The 17010-nt window shown below is 48.9% G+C and carries 16 protein-coding genes; 11 read left to right on the top strand and 5 right to left on the bottom strand.

From position 1 onward, the window contains the following. Position 1: 1 nt before the first annotated feature. From thiC to moeB, 6 genes are all read left to right on the top strand, one after another. A complete protein-coding gene (gene thiC, locus C5O19_RS06805) occupies positions 2-1867 on the top strand; it encodes a phosphomethylpyrimidine synthase ThiC (protein WP_104710785.1) in 1866 nt (621 codons plus the stop codon). Continuing rightward, entirely contained in the window at positions 1864-2628 is a 765-nt protein-coding gene (locus tag C5O19_RS06800) for a hydroxymethylpyrimidine/phosphomethylpyrimidine kinase (protein WP_104710783.1), read from the top strand. The genes thiC and C5O19_RS06800 overlap by 4 nt, the downstream gene beginning before the upstream one ends. Then, entirely contained in the window at positions 2625-3257 is a 633-nt protein-coding gene (locus C5O19_RS06795) for a thiamine phosphate synthase (RefSeq protein ID WP_104710781.1), read from the top strand. The genes C5O19_RS06800 and C5O19_RS06795 overlap by 4 nt, the downstream gene beginning before the upstream one ends. Beyond that, positions 3229-4005: a thiazole synthase gene (locus C5O19_RS06790; protein ID WP_104710780.1), complete on the top strand. Its 777-nt coding sequence runs from the start codon at positions 3229-3231 to the stop codon at positions 4003-4005. Before C5O19_RS06795 ends, C5O19_RS06790 begins: the two co-directional genes overlap by 29 nt. Positions 4006-4075: 70 nt before the next feature. Further along, positions 4076-5191: a 2-iminoacetate synthase ThiH gene (thiH, locus tag C5O19_RS06785; protein ID WP_104710778.1), complete on the top strand. Its 1116-nt coding sequence runs from the start codon at positions 4076-4078 to the stop codon at positions 5189-5191. Continuing rightward, entirely contained in the window at positions 5188-6255 is a 1068-nt protein-coding gene (moeB, locus tag C5O19_RS06780) for a molybdopterin-synthase adenylyltransferase MoeB (protein WP_104710776.1), read from the top strand. Before thiH ends, moeB begins: the two co-directional genes overlap by 4 nt. Here moeB and C5O19_RS06775 read toward each other — a convergent pair. From C5O19_RS06775 to rfbC, 3 genes are read right to left on the bottom strand one after another with little or no spacing between them, the layout of a single operon-like run. Then, a complete protein-coding gene (locus tag C5O19_RS06775; protein ID WP_104710774.1) occupies positions 6226-6792 on the bottom strand; it encodes a thiamine phosphate synthase in 567 nt (188 codons plus the stop codon). The genes moeB and C5O19_RS06775 overlap by 30 nt on opposite strands. Next, complete coding sequence (locus C5O19_RS06770; protein ID WP_104710772.1) at positions 6789-7313, bottom strand: hypothetical protein; 525 nt, start codon at positions 7311-7313, stop codon at positions 6789-6791. The genes C5O19_RS06775 and C5O19_RS06770 overlap by 4 nt, the downstream gene beginning before the upstream one ends. Positions 7314-7365: 52 nt before the next feature. Continuing rightward, entirely contained in the window at positions 7366-7935 is a 570-nt protein-coding gene (gene rfbC, locus C5O19_RS06765; RefSeq protein ID WP_104710770.1) for a dTDP-4-dehydrorhamnose 3,5-epimerase, read from the bottom strand. 182 nt (positions 7936-8117) lie between these two features. Here rfbC and pyrF point away from each other — a divergent pair, with 182 nt between their 5' ends. Both pyrF and C5O19_RS06755 read left to right on the top strand, forming a co-directional pair. After that, positions 8118-8963, top strand: a complete 846-nt coding sequence (gene pyrF / locus C5O19_RS06760) for an orotidine-5'-phosphate decarboxylase (protein ID WP_104710768.1) — start codon at positions 8118-8120, stop codon at positions 8961-8963. Positions 8964-8972: 9 nt separating this feature from the next. Next, complete coding sequence (locus C5O19_RS06755; protein ID WP_104710765.1) at positions 8973-10202, top strand: glycosyltransferase family 39 protein; 1230 nt, start codon at positions 8973-8975, stop codon at positions 10200-10202. Here the strand turns inward: C5O19_RS06755 and C5O19_RS06750 are convergent. Next, the gene (locus tag C5O19_RS06750; protein WP_317046480.1) at positions 10195-11163 is read right to left on the bottom strand and encodes a hypothetical protein; all 969 of its coding nucleotides are present in this window, start codon (positions 11161-11163) and stop codon (positions 10195-10197) included. The two genes, C5O19_RS06755 and C5O19_RS06750, sit on opposite strands and share 8 nt — an antisense overlap. A 409-nt stretch (positions 11164-11572) precedes the next feature. Here C5O19_RS06750 and C5O19_RS06745 point away from each other — a divergent pair, with 409 nt between their 5' ends. Next, positions 11573-13102 (top strand): DUF4394 domain-containing protein, encoded by a 1530-nt coding sequence (locus C5O19_RS06745; RefSeq protein WP_104710762.1) that lies wholly within the window; start codon positions 11573-11575, stop codon positions 13100-13102. 53 nt (positions 13103-13155) lie between these two features. Here the strand turns inward: C5O19_RS06745 and C5O19_RS06740 are convergent, their stop codons facing one another. Next, on the bottom strand, positions 13156-13668 hold the full coding sequence (locus tag C5O19_RS06740; protein WP_104710760.1) for a YfbM family protein: 513 nt from the start codon (positions 13666-13668) through the stop codon (positions 13156-13158). A 490-nt stretch (positions 13669-14158) separates the two neighbouring features. On the opposite strand from C5O19_RS06740, the gene C5O19_RS06730 reads away from it, so the two are divergent. Then, positions 14159-16294: a M3 family metallopeptidase gene (locus C5O19_RS06730; protein ID WP_104710755.1), complete on the top strand. Its 2136-nt coding sequence runs from the start codon at positions 14159-14161 to the stop codon at positions 16292-16294. Between the two features lie 189 nt (positions 16295-16483). Beyond that, complete coding sequence (locus tag C5O19_RS06725; RefSeq protein WP_104710753.1) at positions 16484-17008, top strand: hypothetical protein; 525 nt, start codon at positions 16484-16486, stop codon at positions 17006-17008. Positions 17009-17010 lie beyond the last annotated feature (2 nt).

Genomic DNA, 17010 nt, shown 5'->3' with positions numbered 1-17010 from the left:
CATGAAAAACGAAAAACTGCCAACGCCTCAGACCATCACGCGGGAACCCCTTACTGGCTCCCGGAAGATTTACGTCCCCGGAATCCTGCACGACATTCGCGTAGCCATGCGGGAGATTACCCTTTCGTATACCATCAGCTATATCGGAGACAAGGAAGTCCGTCAACCCAATGCTCCCGTCACCGTCTACGATACCAGCGGCCCGTACACCGACCCTGAGGTGTCGATTGACCTGAAAAAAGGATTGCCCCGCTTACGCGAAAACTGGATTCAGGAACGCGGCGATGTTGAACAACTGTCTGATTTCTCTTCCGAATACTGCCGTGAACGCATGGCCAACCGTAGTCTGGATTCACTCCGGTTTGACCACATTCGCTTGCCGTTACGGGCTAGAGCAGGCCAAAACGTTAGCCAGCTACACTACGCCCGCAAAGGCATCATCACCCCCGAAATGGAATACATTGCTATTCGGGAAAATCAGCGAATTGAGGAACAGTCTGCATCGCTGAGTCACCAGCATCCGGGTCAGAGTTTCGGAGCCAACACGCCTAAAAAGCTCATTACACCGGAGTTCGTTCGTCAGGAAGTAGCCGCTGGACGGGCCGTCATTCCTTCCAATATCAACCACCCAGAAAGCGAACCCATGATCATTGGCCGCAATTTTCTGGTGAAAATCAATACCAACATTGGTAACTCCGTGGTGACTTCCAGCATTGAAGAAGAAGTCGAAAAAGCCGTATGGAGCTGCCGCTGGGGTGGCGACACCCTAATGGATTTATCGACGGGTAAGAACATTCACGAAACCCGCGAATGGATCATCCGCAACTGTCCCGTACCCGTGGGGACTGTACCCATTTATCAGGCTCTGGAAAAGGTAAACGGCAAGGCGGAAGACCTGACCTGGGAGATTTTCCGGGATACGCTCATCGAACAGGCCGAACAAGGCGTGGACTATTTTACCATCCACGCCGGTGTTTTGTTACGGTACATTCCGCTGACGGCCCGGCGTGTCACGGGTATCGTTTCACGGGGCGGTAGTATCCTCGCAAAGTGGTGTTTAGCTCATCATAAAGAAAACTTCCTGTATACGCATTTTGAGGAAATCTGCGAAATCATGAAGGCGTACGACGTGTGCTTCTCCCTCGGTGATGGCCTGCGTCCCGGCTCCATTGCCGATGCCAACGATGCCGCCCAGTTTGCCGAACTCGAAACCCTGGGTGAACTCACGAAAATTGCCTGGAAACACGACGTGCAGGTTATGATCGAAGGTCCCGGCCACGTACCCATGCACCTCATCAAGGAGAACATGGACAAGCAGCTGGAACACTGCCAGGAAGCTCCCTTCTACACCCTGGGCCCGCTCACGACGGACATTGCTCCGGGCTATGACCACATTACGTCCGGTATCGGAGCCGCCATGATTGGCTGGTTCGGTACAGCCATGCTGTGTTACGTAACACCAAAAGAACACCTGGGCTTGCCCAACAAGAAAGACGTAAAAGACGGCGTAATTACCTATAAGATTGCCGCTCACGCCGCCGACCTAGCGAAAGGCCATCCGGGAGCTCAGTATCGCGATAATGCCCTGAGTAAAGCCCGATTTGAGTTCCGCTGGGCTGACCAGTTTAATCTCTCGCTCGACCCGGATACGGCCCGTGAATTCCACGACGAAACCTTACCCGCCGAAGGAGCCAAACTCGCTCACTTCTGCTCCATGTGCGGCCCTCATTTCTGCTCGATGAAAATCACGCAGGAAGTACGGGCGTACGCCGAAGAGAATCAGTTACAGCACGAGCAAGTCTTCGACGAAGCAATGAAGCACAAAGCGAAGGAATTTGTCGAACAGGGTGGAGAAATCTATTTATGATTCAGACCGAACGTCCGTACGTCCTCAGCATTGCCGGACTTGATCCCAGTGCCGGAGCCGGAATCCTCGCTGATGTAAAGGTTTTTGAGTTGAATCAGGTGTACGGACTGTCCGTCTGTACCGCCCTGACCATGCAGCACGACGCGGATTTCCGGGCTTTGGAATGGGTACCGTTGCCGACGATTCTGGACCAGTGTCAGCCCTTATTCGAACGGTATCCCATTGAAATTGTGAAGGTTGGTCTGATCGAATCGTTTGCCGTACTGGATCAACTGACGGGTTGGCTCCTGCAGCAAAATCCGGGTATACAAATTATCTGGGACCCCATTCTGAAAGCCTCGGCCGGATTCACGTTTCACGCAGAAAGCCCATACGTAGCACTTGAAACGGTACTACGACGCCTGAGAATCCTGACGCCCAACGCCTGGGAAGCTCAGCAATTAACCGGCATCGATTCGCCCCTGGAGGCGGCGAAGGTGCTTAGTCAGTACTGCTTGGTTTACCTGAAAGGAGGGCACGTTGAACCCGTGGAGGAAACTGTCACGGATTATCTCCTTTGGGAAGGCGAAGTACTGGCCGCGTATCCGGCTCCTCACCTACCGCAGGGTGAGAAACACGGCAGCGGCTGCGTACTGTCTTCGGCTCTAGCCGCTGGACTAGCCAAAGGGCAATCGATTTCAGAAACGGGCAGATCCACCCGTCAGTACATGAACCGCTATCTGGCCAGCACGCCGTATCTGCTGGGTTTTCATACGCTATGACCATTAGTTCGTTTCACTACATCGTTACCCAACCCGAGCAGGCCGCAGTGGCCTGCTCGGCGGGGGCCGACTGGATTCAGCTTCGCCTGAAAAACAAACCGTACGAAGACTGGAAAGCCATTGCTCAGGAAACGTTGGCCGTTTGCCAGGCTTCCGGTGCCCGCCTCATTATCAATGACAATCCGCATCTGGCCGGAGAAATCGGGGCTGACGGCGTACACCTGGGCAAAGAAGATATGCCCCTTGCCCAGGCCCGTAAGTTAGTAGGTTCGGAGGTAATTATTGGCGGAACGGCCAATACACTCGAGGATATTGTCCAGCACTACCAAAGTGGAGCGGATTACATCGGTCTGGGTCCCTATCGCTTTACCACCACGAAAGAAAAGCTCAGCCCTATTCTGGGACTCGCTGGATACAAAGGCATCATGGAAGCTTTGCAACAGCAAGGAATTTCCATTCCGGTTATTGCCATTGGGGGAATTACGCGAACCGATGTCCCACTCCTGCGGCAGGTGGGCGTTCACGGCATTGCCGTTTCCTCAGCCGTTTCTGCCGCGGCTGATCCCGCCGAACAAACCCGTTTGTTTTTAACTCTTTTGTATGAATCCATCGCTGACCATCGCCGATAAAACCTTCACGTCCCGCCTCTTCACGGGAACGGGCAAGTTTGGGTCTTCTTCCCTCATGCAGGAAGCTCTGCACGCTTCGGGTACGGAGCTGATTACGGTAGCTCTCAAGCGAGTGGACGCTACGCATACGCAGGAGGATGATTTACTTTCCCACCTGCCGACGGCCCATCTGTTGCCGAATACCTCGGGTGTTCGAACGGCCCGAGAAGCCGTATTTGCCGCCCAAATGGCCCGGGAAGCTCTGGAAACCCACTGGCTGAAACTTGAAATTCACCCCGATCCGCGATACCTCCTTCCCGATCCTATTGAAACACTTAAGGCGGCGGAAGAACTCGTAAAATTGGGCTTTGTTGTGCTGCCTTATATCCATGCCGATCCCGTTTTGTGTAAGCGTCTGGAAGAAGTAGGCGTAGCCGCCGTCATGCCTTTGGGGGCTCCCATTGGTACCAACAAGGGTCTGCGAACGCTGGATTTCCTGGAAATCATCATCGAACAAAGTACCGTTCCCGTGGTCGTAGACGCTGGTTTGGGAGCTCCCTCCCACGCCGCTGCTGCGATGGAACTCGGGGCCGACGCCGTACTGGTAAATACCGCCATTGCCGTCTCATCCGACCCAGTACGCATGGCCCAGGCGTTTAAACGAGCCGTTGAAGCCGGACGCATGGCCTACGAAGCCCAATTGGCCCAGCCCATTACCTGGGCTCAGGCCAGCAGTCCGCTGACGGCTTTTCTGGACGAGCTTTCGTAAGAATTCTCATTCGTAGCATTCACTACGGTTGTTGGCCTATTGTGGGCCCGACCGTAAATCAGATTCTGGTATGTTTAAAGATTGGTTTGACCGCTATGCATGGGATACGGTCGTTGGTGACATTCAGGAGACCACGCCACAACGGGTCGAACAGGCTCTGGAAACGTCCAAACGCAGTCTGGATGATTTCAAGGCGTTGATTTCTCCCGCAGCTCTGCCGTATCTGGAACCAATGGCCCAGCAAAGTCGTCAGCTCACACAGCGACGATTTGGCAAGACGATCCAGATGTATGCCCCGCTGTATTTGTCCAACGAATGTCAGAACATCTGCACGTATTGTGCCTTTAGTCTGGATAATAAAATCCGCCGCAAAACACTGACGGATGAGGAGATATTGATCGAAGCTCAGGCCATTAAAAAGCTTGGGTACGACCACGTGTTGCTGGTCACGGGCGAAGCCAATCAGACCGTAGGCGTTGAGTATATCCAGCACGCTATTCGGCTGATTCGTCCCTTGTTCGCTCATATTTCGATGGAAGTGCAGCCTTTGGATCTTCCGGAATACAAAACACTCATTACCGAAGGCCTGCATACGGTACTGGTTTATCAGGAAACGTACCACGAAGAAACGTACAAAACGCACCATCCCAAGGGCAAGAAATCAAACTTCCGCTACCGACTCGATACGCCCGACCGACTGGGCAAAGCTAATATTCATAAAATGGGTTTAGGAGCCCTGCTGGGCCTCGAAGACTGGCGGGCGGATAGCTTTTTTACGGCTCTGCACCTGCAGTATCTCCAGAAAACCTATTGGCAAAGCAAGTACAGCATTTCGTTTCCCCGCTTACGCCCCATTCAGCTTACGGATGAGGTACACCGCTTCAAGTCCTGCATGAGCGACCGTGAGTTAGTACAGCTGATCTGTGCGTATCGGCTGTTCAATGAAGACGTAGAGCTTTCACTTTCTACGCGGGAAACGCCCCGCTTCCGCGATCACCTCATCCAGCTTGGCATTACGAGTATGAGTGCCGGATCAAAAACCAATCCGGGTGGCTACGCCGTCGAACCGGAATCGCTGGAGCAGTTCGAGATTTCGGACGAACGTACGCCCGCTCAAATTTCATCGGTAATCCGTAATCAGGGGTACGTACCCGTCTGGAAAGACTGGGACCCTTCTTTTGTATGAACGAAGACGAACTCAAACGATACAGCCGCCACATTCGTCTGCCAGAAGTGGGTCTGGCTGGACAGGAACGCTTGAAAAACGCCCGTGTGGCCGTCGTCGGGGCGGGTGGATTGGGTTGCCCCGTACTGCAATACCTCACAGCGGCGGGCGTGGGTACGCTGGGCATCATCGACGGGGATACGGTCGAACTGAGTAATCTTCAGCGACAAATTCTGTTTTCAACCGCTCACATGGGTCGTAATAAGGCCGAAGTGGCGGCCGAGGTTTTATACCAGCAGAATCCACATCTCGACTACACTGTTCATGCCTGTTTCCTGATGCCTGAAAACGCCGAAATGATTCTGGCTTCTTACGATTTCGTCGTGGATGGTTCCGATAATTTCGCTACGCGGTACTTGGTCAATGATGCCTGCGTGCTACTAAACAAACCGCTGATTTTTGGCTCGATTTACAAATTTGAGGGGCAGGTCAGCGTCTTCAATTACCAGGGCGGTCCCACCTACCGTTGCCTGTACCCGGAGCCTAGTGAACTGGAAGCCTGTAGCATTGTGGGCGTCCTGGGCGTTTTACCGGGCTTAACGGGTTGCCTAATGGCGACGGAAGTCATCAAACTGATTACGGAAATTGGTGAGCCTTTAAGCGGAATAATCCTGACGTTCAACGTCCTGAACTTTTCATTTTCCAGTTTTTCGTTTGCGTTGAATCCGGAAAACCGGCGTATTACCGCGTTGTCCGCCCCCGTGGAAATCATACCGGAGCTTTCCGTTGAGAAATGGCTCGCACGAATGAACGCGGATGAATCGTTGCTTCTGCTCGACGTTCGGGAGCCTCAGGAGTATGAACTGGATCATCTCGGTGGTCAGCTTATTCCGCTCTCGGAATTGTCTGACAGCTACGAAAGTCTACCTCGGGATCGTACCATCGTTGTCCACTGCCAGTCGGGCGTTCGCAGCAAGAAAGCCGTTCAGTTTTTGCAGGATAAAGGATTTACGCGGGTGTACTCCTTACGCGGTGGCATTCAGGCCGTTCGGGACTCAGCGAACCTGACTTTTCAATTCCCGTAAAGCGGCTACCGGATCCGAACTTTTCCAGAGTGCTCCCATGATCGCAGCCCCGTCGAAACCGGCCTGCTGTACCCGTGCAATAGTTCCGGCGTGTACGCCACCCAGAGCAATCAACTGGGGCAACGGTTCAGTAGCCGCCGAGCGAATCGCCGCGATTTGCTGTTGTAGCTGCTCCAACGGCAGTGAAGGGCCGTAACCGGGCTTACTGATGCTGGGAAACACGGGACTAAAAAACACCAGCGTTGCCCGACCCGCCCACTTCGGCCACTGAGCCAGATCATGAATACTGGTCGAAAAAGGGGCACACGACTTTAACGCCGCCTGTTGCCGCTCTTTCACGTGCCAGCGATGGGCTCCCGGAATCGGGGTAGCCGAAGCCACTAAAATGCGTTCAGCGGATGGATGCGGTGGCGGGTCCGCCATGAGGTTGGTTTTTCGCCAGTACAAGTAATCCAGACCCGTTTCGAGCAATGTTTCGACGAGTGAAGACGGCAGAGGGGTATCTTCGGTAATACCCACCAATAAAAATGATTTCATAGTTGTACGCGTAAAATCAGCGTGCCGTCAGTTTTTTTTACCTGGATACGCCCGAGTTCCTGCCTATCCACCACAAACGGCTCATTCACGCGTAAAGCCGATTTAAACTGTACGGAAAAAAATCGTAGGGGCTCGCAGAGAAACTGTTTTTCCAGCTCTGACAGTAACAGCAAGCCGGGTACCAAAGCCGCCGGACCGCGATGAATCGGGTTATCGTCTCCCGTATGTTGCAGGTAGGCATCGACCTGAGCTCCGGTACAAAAGTTATCGCCTCCCTCCTGTACTACCAAACCGGGGATTGGGTCAACGGGTGGTTTCACTAGCAGTACGGATAGTTGATCGGCTCCCAGCGGATGGCGTAATACGACCATTCGGGCATTTCGCCAGTATTGGTCCTGTTCCGTTTGCAAAGAAGCTGTTACGTCCAGACGAGCGATTACGAATCCCCATAAGTTGGGCGACCGAAATGATTTCAGCACCTCTGCAATGGCCAGTCCCCGCGTACATGATTTATTATTCATAACCCAACGAAAAAGCCCGGCGTATACCGGGCTTTTCTGTTAATCAAACGTATTATTTAACGGCCACCTGAGACTGGAAGTCTTTCCAGGTAGGCAGGATCTGATCTTTTTCGGATACGATGGGAGTTTCGATACCATACGTTTCGAATTCCCAGTCGATACCCAACTCCGGGTCATTCCATAACAGACCTGATTCGGCGGGTTTATTATACAAGTTGGTACACTTGTACATGAACGTTGCTTCTTCTAGAGCAATGAATCCGTGAGCAAACCCCGGTGGTACCCAAAGCATGTTTCCACGTTCTGCCGTCAGCAGAAATTTTTCATGCTGGCCAAACGTCGGAGAATCGGGGCGAATATCGACCACAACATCGAGTACTTTTCCCTGCGTACACCGTACCAGCTTTCCCTGAGCAAAAGGTTCGTGTTGACAGTGTAAACCACGCAAGACGCCTTTTTTAGACCAAGAGTGGTTATCCTGAACGAACTGACTGGCCGTTGGAAGGCCCGCCTGGGTGAAAACTGGCTCATTATACGACTCCCAAAAGAAGCCGCGTTCATCTTCAAAAATCCGGGGGAAAAGTTCAACTAATCCGGTTAGGTGACCAGGACGAAATTCCATGCAATGTGTAAAAGGGTTGCGAGTTTGAAAATAGCAAGACAATTTTGTCGGACAAAAATAGGAAAATCCTAAAGCCAGCTACGTTTTTATTAACGAAAGTTTATGGAACGGTGAGAATGTGCTTAGATTGAATTCCTGACCCTCAGCAAGGACCGCTGTATCAATCCTTTTCTTTTTTTCCCGTGACTCGTTCTGAACTTTTTGCTCAAATCAAAGCCAAGTCTTCCTACCTCTGCGTGGGTCTGGATACGGACATCCAGAAAATACCCCCTTCTCTTCGTAATGAACCCGACCCCATTTTTGCGTTTAATCGGGCTATCATCGAAGCAACGCAGGCATACGCCGTAGCCTATAAGCCTAATCTGGCTTTTTACGAAGCACTGGGGCCGAAAGGCTGGGAAAGTCTGCAAAAAACGCTGGAAATTATTCCTAAGGAATGCTTCACCATTGCGGATGCTAAACGAGGCGATATTGGAAATACATCAGGTTTGTACGCTCGGGCTTTTTTTGACAAGTCGGCTTCCGGACTGGATTTTGATTCGGTAACCGTTGCTCCGTACATGGGCGAAGATTCCGTGAAACCTTTTCTGGCCTTTCCAGGGAAATGGGTTATTCTACTAGCCTTAACTTCCAACGTCGGAAGCTCTGATTTTCAACGTCTCGAAGTCGTTAAAAACGCGGAAGTCCCCCACGCCCGAGCCTTATTTGAGCAGGTATTGATGACCTCGCAAAACTGGGGCAGCCATGATCAGCTCATGTACGTAGTCGGAGCTACTCGGGCCGACCAACTCCAACGCATTCGTGAGCTGGCACCCGAGCATTTTCTGCTCGTTCCCGGTGTGGGAGCCCAGGGTGGTAGTTTGGAAGAAGTATCGCGGTATGGTATGAATCGGCAGTGCGGACTACTGGTCAACTCTTCTCGGGCAATTATTTACGCCTCTTCGGGTGCTGATTTTGCCGAACGGGCCGCTGATGAAGCTCGTAAGGTACAACAGGAAATGGCTGGTTATCTGGAAACTTATCTGTAAGCTAAAACTTTGATACACACCTTTCTTCATAAACTTCCAGTCAGCGAAACCCGTAAAAAATGGATTTGGCTGGTTGGAAGTTTATTGTTTGAGTTGATCGTAGTATTGATTTTTTCCGGGAAACGTCCCCTACCCCCGGACTATGCTACGTATACCCGAATAACGGATGTGATTTTAGCTGGGAATGGTTATATAGATCAAGGAAAAGCTTTTACTTTTTTTCCGCCGGGCTACTCCCTGTATTTAGTTCCATTACATCTCTTCGCCGACCTTATCCATGTTTCCAGGCCCCTGGTTGTTATTGGAATGAATCTATGGGTTGGGGCTGGATCTTTACTTTTGATCAGAAGTATTGCTAGAATTTATTTTCAGGATCAACGAGCGGAATTAGTACCTCTCCTCTGGTGTACGTATCCTTTTCAATTGATTTTAATCATTCAGCCTAACAGTGAAGTCCCTTTTTTACTGTTTTTTCTAGCTTCGATTTTTCTGTTAGGTAAATTTCTGACTCGCCCTACCTTATCGTATTTAATCGGCAGTGGTCTTTGTCTGGGAATCTCCTGTTTAATTCGTCCTATTACCCTTTACCTAGCCATTGCCTGGGCCATAGTTTTAGTTTTTAAACGTACTTTTTTATCCACTAAGGATGTCCAGAGTAGTGGCCAACTAAAGTATGCTTTATTAGTTTGGGTTTTGAGCTTTTTACTCGTTGTCTTTCCTTGGGAATTATACGTTTATTTACACAATGATGAATGGATTCCCGTTCAAGGTAAATCTGTTTTAGTTATCCAGCAAGGTTTGCTATTTGGTCACGAGATGTATCATGGCCAACGTGTCTCGGTTCCCGCCTCAGTGTATGTCTTAATGGACCGGATCGCTCATGCTAAGCCTACTACCCAGGCTATGATGCATGAGCTTCTTCATTCAAATGGCGGTGTACTCCTGCAACTTATCGGCTTGAAAGCTACGCGTTGCTGGTATGGCCTTTGGAATAATCCATACGAATCCTTTACTAAATGGATTCAGCTCAGTTATTTATTGCTAGCTCTAGCAGGTTTCATTCGTTACTATCGCACAAAGAGTCTGACTTTAATTTCAGTACTGCCTGCGTTGTTAATTCTTTATTTCTGGGGAACGACGTTACTCTTGATTCCACTCCTACGCTATATGATCCCTGCCATGCCTTTCGTCTTTCTGTATGTGGCGGCTTTTTTCCCTGCAAAAAGTTCGGCTAAATAATCTGGCGAATTACATTCTTGATATTCAACTCCACAATATCAACCATGCTGTTACACTTCAGATACAGTCTATTTTTATAATAATCCGCCAGTCCTTTTTTCAACGTTACAATGTTATCGGGCGATGAAAGGGGGTTTCGATTCGCTACGTCTCGCAGATGAGCCAGTCGGTGCCGTTCACTGCGAATGCGGTGTACAAGCATCGACCGTTCCTCCTGCTGGTACTGCCAGACGGTTTTATCGGTCAGGTGCTCCATCGCCAGTTTCACGTACGGCAGGTTTTCCTTGAAAAACTGAGGCATGTACACCCGGCGATTTCCCTCGTAAAACTGCTGATCGAAATCAATACAGCGAATCCGAAATTGAAAGTCATCAAAATCGGGGGTTATCTGCCAGACAAAGTTGTACGAACGCATGTCACCGAGTAGCATAATCAGGCAGCGTTCGTTGAACTTCACAAACTCTTTAGCAATACGAATCCGGTTGTACTCCGCATTCTGCATGTATTTGTGGTGAAAAATATCACCCGGAATACCCGCAATGTGCTCTTCAATGAGCGTAGTATGATCGACGAGGTAGTTGACGTGGTTGGGAGAAAGCGTATGTTCCAGTTCCAACCCATAAATCCGGGAAGCGTCGGCTTTTTTGACGTAGAAGTAATCATAGACGTCATTGAGCCGATTCACGATTCGGATTCGGAAAGGATGCGTGTTGCCAAAGGTACAGTAGTCAATCCGGTCGATGTACTTATGCTCGACGATATCGATGTTCCCCGAGGTATTCAGCATGGCGTATATTTTCTTCAAACCATTATGAATCCGGTCGATGTCGTAGGGCGGATAGATAGGCGATTCCCAAAGGGTATCTTTTCCGTGTTTGTCAATCACCGGAATCGTTTCCCGAAAGTTCATCAGATCATTGTAGCCAATGGGAAGGCGGGCTTCCCGCTGATAGGTATGCAAATATCTATGTAGTTCCGCACTGATTGGAAAAAGGGGCTTCTTCTTATGAATAGTTACGTCCTCGCTCATCTACTTTTTTAACAAAGATACAGCTTCTTGCGACTTCAAAACTCCTGCAAATACGCACGATTAACGTCAATCCTAGCCATTAAAGATTAGCTTAGGTTATCAGCTCGACAAAAAATATTGATAAAAATCAATTTTTATTAACTACATTTAATATTCTGAAAATCAATAAATTATCTATAATAATTATCCTTCACAAATAGTATTCACGATAAAAAATTAAAACCACGTTAAAACCATATTAAAATTTTACAGTTAGGTTAGCGAGGGCTTAACAAATGTTAGTGCCATAAACCTATACCGCCCCGCTTCTATCACTAACGCTTCTAAAATCCCTGTAAACATGCTACATGCGTACAAAGGCATCCGTAAGGTCGGAGCCATCCTTACCCTGGCTTCTCTGGTCGCCCTGCAATCTTGTACAGACCACCGCACCCCACCGGACCCACTGCCCAACCAGAAATTTTTTGGTCTCACTGCCGGCAATCAGTTGCTGGAACTCAATGTCCAATCACCCAATGCTCCTACGCGAACCCTGAAAATCGGCGTTCCGCAGAATGAGCGAGTGTTAGCCATCGATTTTCGTCCGGCTACGGGTCAATTGTACGCAGTGACCGACGCCAGCAAGCTCTATACCATCAACCTGACCGAAGGAACCGCCGCCGGTACCGCTACCCAGGTAGGTTCGCAGCCTTTTGCACCGGCCCTGGATGGTACCGAAGTAGCTTTTGATTTTAACCCTACCGTTGATCGGATTCGTCTGGTTACGAACAAAGGTCAAAACCTGCGACTGCATCCCGAGACGGGAGCTACTGCAGCAGTAGACGGAGTCATTAACGGCATTAGCGGGGCTGCCATTACGGCAGCGGCGTATACCAATAGCAAAGCTGGGGCAACCAGTACCGTTCTGTACGACATTGATCCCGTTACGAATCAATTATATAAACAAGATCCCCCCAACAATGGTACGCTCGTTCCGGTAGGCCCCCTGGGACTGGACGTAGAAGCCGTGGGTGGTTTTGACATCGCTCCGGATAATTCCTTTACGCTGGCTTCTGTCAAAGTGGAAGGCAAATGGGAAATTACGCAGGTGGATGTAGGAAACGGCAGCCTGAAAAAACTGGGCGACCTGAGCCAGGAATTGTTAGGTATTGCCCTTCCTCCGCAAGCGGTAGCTTACGCAGTAGATGCGGCAAGTAACGAATTACTGATTTTTAATCCGGGGGATGCGGCATCTGTAGTAGCCAAACCCATCACAGGCATTCAGGCCAATGAAAAAATTCTGGGTATTGACTTCCGCCCGGCTACGGGCCAATTGTACGCTCTGGGCAGTACTAGCCGGGTGTATATCCTTAACACTTCATCGGGAGCCGCTGCACTAGCGGCCGGTACGGGTGAACTCAGTGTGAAGCTGGATGGTACGGATTTCGGCTTTGACTTTAATCCGGTAGCGGATCGCATTCGCATCATCAGCAATACAGGTCAGAACCTGCGGGTAAATCCAGCAGATCTGGTTGCTACCGTTGATGGTACGCTCAATCCCGGCACGCCTACGGTGACCGCTTCGGCGTATACCAACAACTACGCTGGTACCACGGCTACGACGCTTTTCAACATTGATACCAATACCGATCAATTGACGCAGCAGGTACCTCCGAATAATGGTACGCAAGTAGCCGTAGGGGCCACGGGCGTAGATGCAACGGGTGCCAACGGTTTCGACATTGGCGGTACGACGGGCAATGCCTGGGCTCTGCTTCGTTCCGGTGGCAGCACGTCTCTGTATAAGGTAAACCTGACTTCGGGTCAGCTAACGCCAGCGATTCCCTTTAACCGCAGCGTAAGCGGCTTTGCGTTAGGACTTGGTTTTTAAGTTTTACGTCAAGAAAGTAAAAAGGTACGGATGCTTATCCGTACCTTTTTTTGTTAAGACAAATACATAATAACGGCCTGGTTTTGCTCGGCAGCTTTCGCATAAAATTCTTTTAAATGTTGAAACTGATTTAGAACATAGTCGGCTTCAATTTCTTCCCAATACCCCGGATAAATATCTAAGGCATTCATTTCTTCCGCATTGAAACGATTTCTTAAGACATCATCCGTCAGCAAGTTTAGTATTCCCAGCGATTCCTTTACATCCGCCGCGGTTAAAAACCGGGGTGAAACCATGGCATACTCTAAAGGGACATCCAGACTATGTTTCCCACAGATATGCACGGTTAGCGGGTTCGAGAACGCTTCGCTTAAGGGTTTACCCGTCAATAGATAAATAATCCCTTCCCAAGCCTTGTCAACATCCGTTCGGGATTCTTCGGGTAAGTGTTCGTTAGGCTCATCCAGATCACTTTTCAGCAAGTTTTCTTCGCCCAATTTTTCATTAATCTGATACTGTCTCAATCGATGCTCACTGACGCGGAGAAACCAAAGTCCTAAACTCATACAGGTGTTTTTAAAAAGATAATTAATTGGTGCGTATTATAACGGAAGTCCCATCACCTGGGGGCGTTCACTTATCAAAATATACAGGGCTTTCACGTAAGCGTCAGACAAAGGCCCAGTCATCCGACTATCCAGGTAAACCATCCGATCATCGGATACCAGAAGAAGAGCACCTTTGGGTACAACCTGAGTAGCCTGATTAAAGGACGAATCCAAGGAAGCCCATAAGGCTGGCCAAGGTTTTCGAGAAATCATTACATCAGATATCAAGGGATACAGGATAGGTTATTCACTCCCACAAAAGTAGTGGCTTCCTTCGCACGAAAGCCCGATCACGGAAGTCAATTTTTAGCAATACGGGATAACGTATATAGACTGATTTTTATCAAATGAACCTTAAACCGGCCCCCTGATTTTCCATGAATGGTTTGGGAAATCCCGCATTCCTTAGCAATTTCGTTGGTTGTTTTACTGAGCTATCAACTAAACTATGAAACTTAAACAGTTGCCGCTAATGTTAACACTAACGGCTGGGCCCCTGTTTGTGCAGGCTCAAGGTCCAAATGTTATTGTTAAGTCCGTACCTATGGAAGAAAACCCTCTGTTACAGGCATTTAATACGCCTTTTGAAACGCCTCCCTACGATAAAATCAAAGTAGAACATTTCCTCCCCGCCCTCAAAGAAGGGATGGCTCAGGGTCGGAAAGAAATCGATATCATTGTTCATAACGCCTCCAAGCCTACGTTCCAGAACACGATTGTTGCTCTGGAAAATGCGGGTCAGCAACTCAGTCGGGTTACCCCCGTTCTGTTTCACCTGAACAGTGCCGAAACTTCGCCTGAATTACAGAAAGTAGTTCGTGAAGCGTCACCTTTGTTGACCGAGTATGGCAACGATATTTCCCTGAACGAGAAGCTGTTTGCTCGTGTAAAGGCCGTTTGGGATGAACGCGACAAGCTGAAACTCAACAAAGAAGATCAGATGTTGCTGGAGAAAACCTACAAAGGTTTTGCCCGCAACGGAGCCAACCTGTCGGAAGCCGACAAGAACAAACTCCGGGCCATCAACAAGGATTTGTCGCAACTGTCGATTGAATTCAACGAGCACAACCTGGCCGAAACGAATGAGTACAGCTTAGTGGTAACCGACGAAAAACAACTGTCGGGACTCCCTGATTTTGTCAAGGAAGCCGCTAAAGCTACGGCCAAGAAAATGAACAAAGAAGGCTGGGTATTTACGCTCCAGGCTCCAAGTTACGGTCCATTCATGCAGTACGCCGATAACCGGGAATTGCGGAAAGAACTCTGGCTAGCGTACAACAAACGCGGATTTAAAGGCGATAAAAACGATAATCAGGAAATCATCCAGAAAATCGTGAAGCTGCGGTACGAAAAAGCCAAGTTACTCGGGTACAAAACCTGGGCGGACTACGTACTCGAAGAACGCATGGCCGAAAATCCAACGAAAGTACTCGAATTCGAGAAAAACCTGTTGAGCTATGCCAAACCTGCCGCTGAGCGTGAAATTAAGGAACTGACGGACTTTGCCAAATCACAGGGCTACACCGAACCTGTGATGCAACGCTGGGATGCGGGCTATTACGCCGAAAAACTCAAGAAGGAAAAATACGCCATCAACGATGAGTTACTGAAGCCGTACTTCAAACTCGAAAACGTATTGGATGGTCTCTTTAAGTTGACCAACAAACTGTACGGCTTGACATTTAAGGAACGCAAGGACATTCCAACCTGGAATGAAGAGGTAAAGACCTACGAAATTCTGGACGACAAAGGTAAATTGCTGGCGATCTGGTACGGTGATTACTTCCCACGCCCCGGCAAACGGGCCGGTGCCTGGAATTCCGGTACGCGTTCCCAGCATTTCGAGAACGGTAAAGACATTCGTCCGCACGTACTGAACGTTTGTAACTTCACTCGTCCGACCGAAACGATGCCTTCGCTGCTGACTTTCCGCGAAGTGGAAACCCTCTTTCACGAGTTCGGTCACGCCCTGCACGCCATGAGTTCACACGTGAAATACGACGCCTTGAGCGGTACGAGCGTATCCTGGGATTTCGTGGAGTTGCCCAGTCAATTCATGGAAAACTTCTGTCTGGAACCCGAAGTACTCAAGCTGTTTGCCAAACATTATCAGACGGGCGAAGTCATTCCGCAGGAATACATCGAAAAACTGAAAGCTTCGTCTAACTTCATGGCGGGCGTAGGTACGGCTCGTCAGATTAACTTGGGTCTGACGGATATGGCCTGGCACGGACAGGCTCCCACGGGTGAAAGCGTAGCTCAGGTGGAAGCCAAAGTAGCGGCCCAAACGGAAGTGTATCCGATTGTGGAAGGTACGGCGATGAGCCCGGCTTTTGCTCACATTTTCGCGGGTGGTTACTCGGCGGGTTATTACTCGTACATGTGGAGTGAAGTACTTGACGCCGATGCGTTTGATTTGTTCAAGCAAAAAGGCATCTTCAATAAGCAGGTAGCTAATTCATTCCGTGACAACATTCTGTCGAAAGGTGGTACGGAAAAACCCATGGAACTATACAAAAAATTCCGGGGCCGCGAACCGCAACCGGATGCAATGTTACGTCGCTCAGGTTTGATTGTTCAGTAAGCTTAATTACTTTATTTAAAAGTCGGTTTTCTTTTACAGAAAACCGACTTTTTTTTGCGTAACTCTATAGGTTTTAATTCTTTAAAAATTCAATTTGTTATTAACGTTTTTATGAATTTAAAATAAACTTGCAAATGCTTCAAAGTAAAGTACATATTGCGAGTGTAATTACTATAAACTCCTACTAACATGTCTTTTTTACGTTTTGCTATTGCGATTTTATGTATTTCAACGTTTGCTTTTGTTAGTTGTTCGAAAGATGAAGAAAAGCCAGCGAATCAACTTGACCGAGCTAGTTTAATTAACAAGACGTGGGTAACAACTGGAACAGCCATTAAATATGACGGCAAAACCTATTCGTATGGCACGGAACAAACGTTAACAGATATTTCCTTTTTATTTAAGGATAATGGAGAAGTAATCATCAGTGCAGATAATGATGATGATACCAGCACCTGGGTTCTCGAAAACAAAACGATCAAAATCAAAGACGACGAAGGAACGTTTGATCTTGTTGTTAACGAATTAAAGGACAAAACTTTAACAATTGATTTAGCTAAAAATTTAGATCCTACTAAAAATCCTGAAACGCTCTCCATCGCTGAACAGAACGGATTTGAACTAGCTTATGCACTTCTACTAGGCCGTGAAAAAATTGATATAACCAAGTCAAATAAAACGGTCGACGTTATGCTGACGCTTATCAGCAAATAAAG

This window comes from Siphonobacter curvatus (genome assembly GCF_002943425.1).
In the GTDB taxonomy this organism is placed as follows: Bacteria; Bacteroidota; Bacteroidia; order Cytophagales; family Spirosomataceae; genus Siphonobacter; species Siphonobacter curvatus.
The sequence above is the reverse complement of the archived record's forward strand: the minus strand, read 5'-3'. Positions and strand labels throughout refer to the sequence as shown.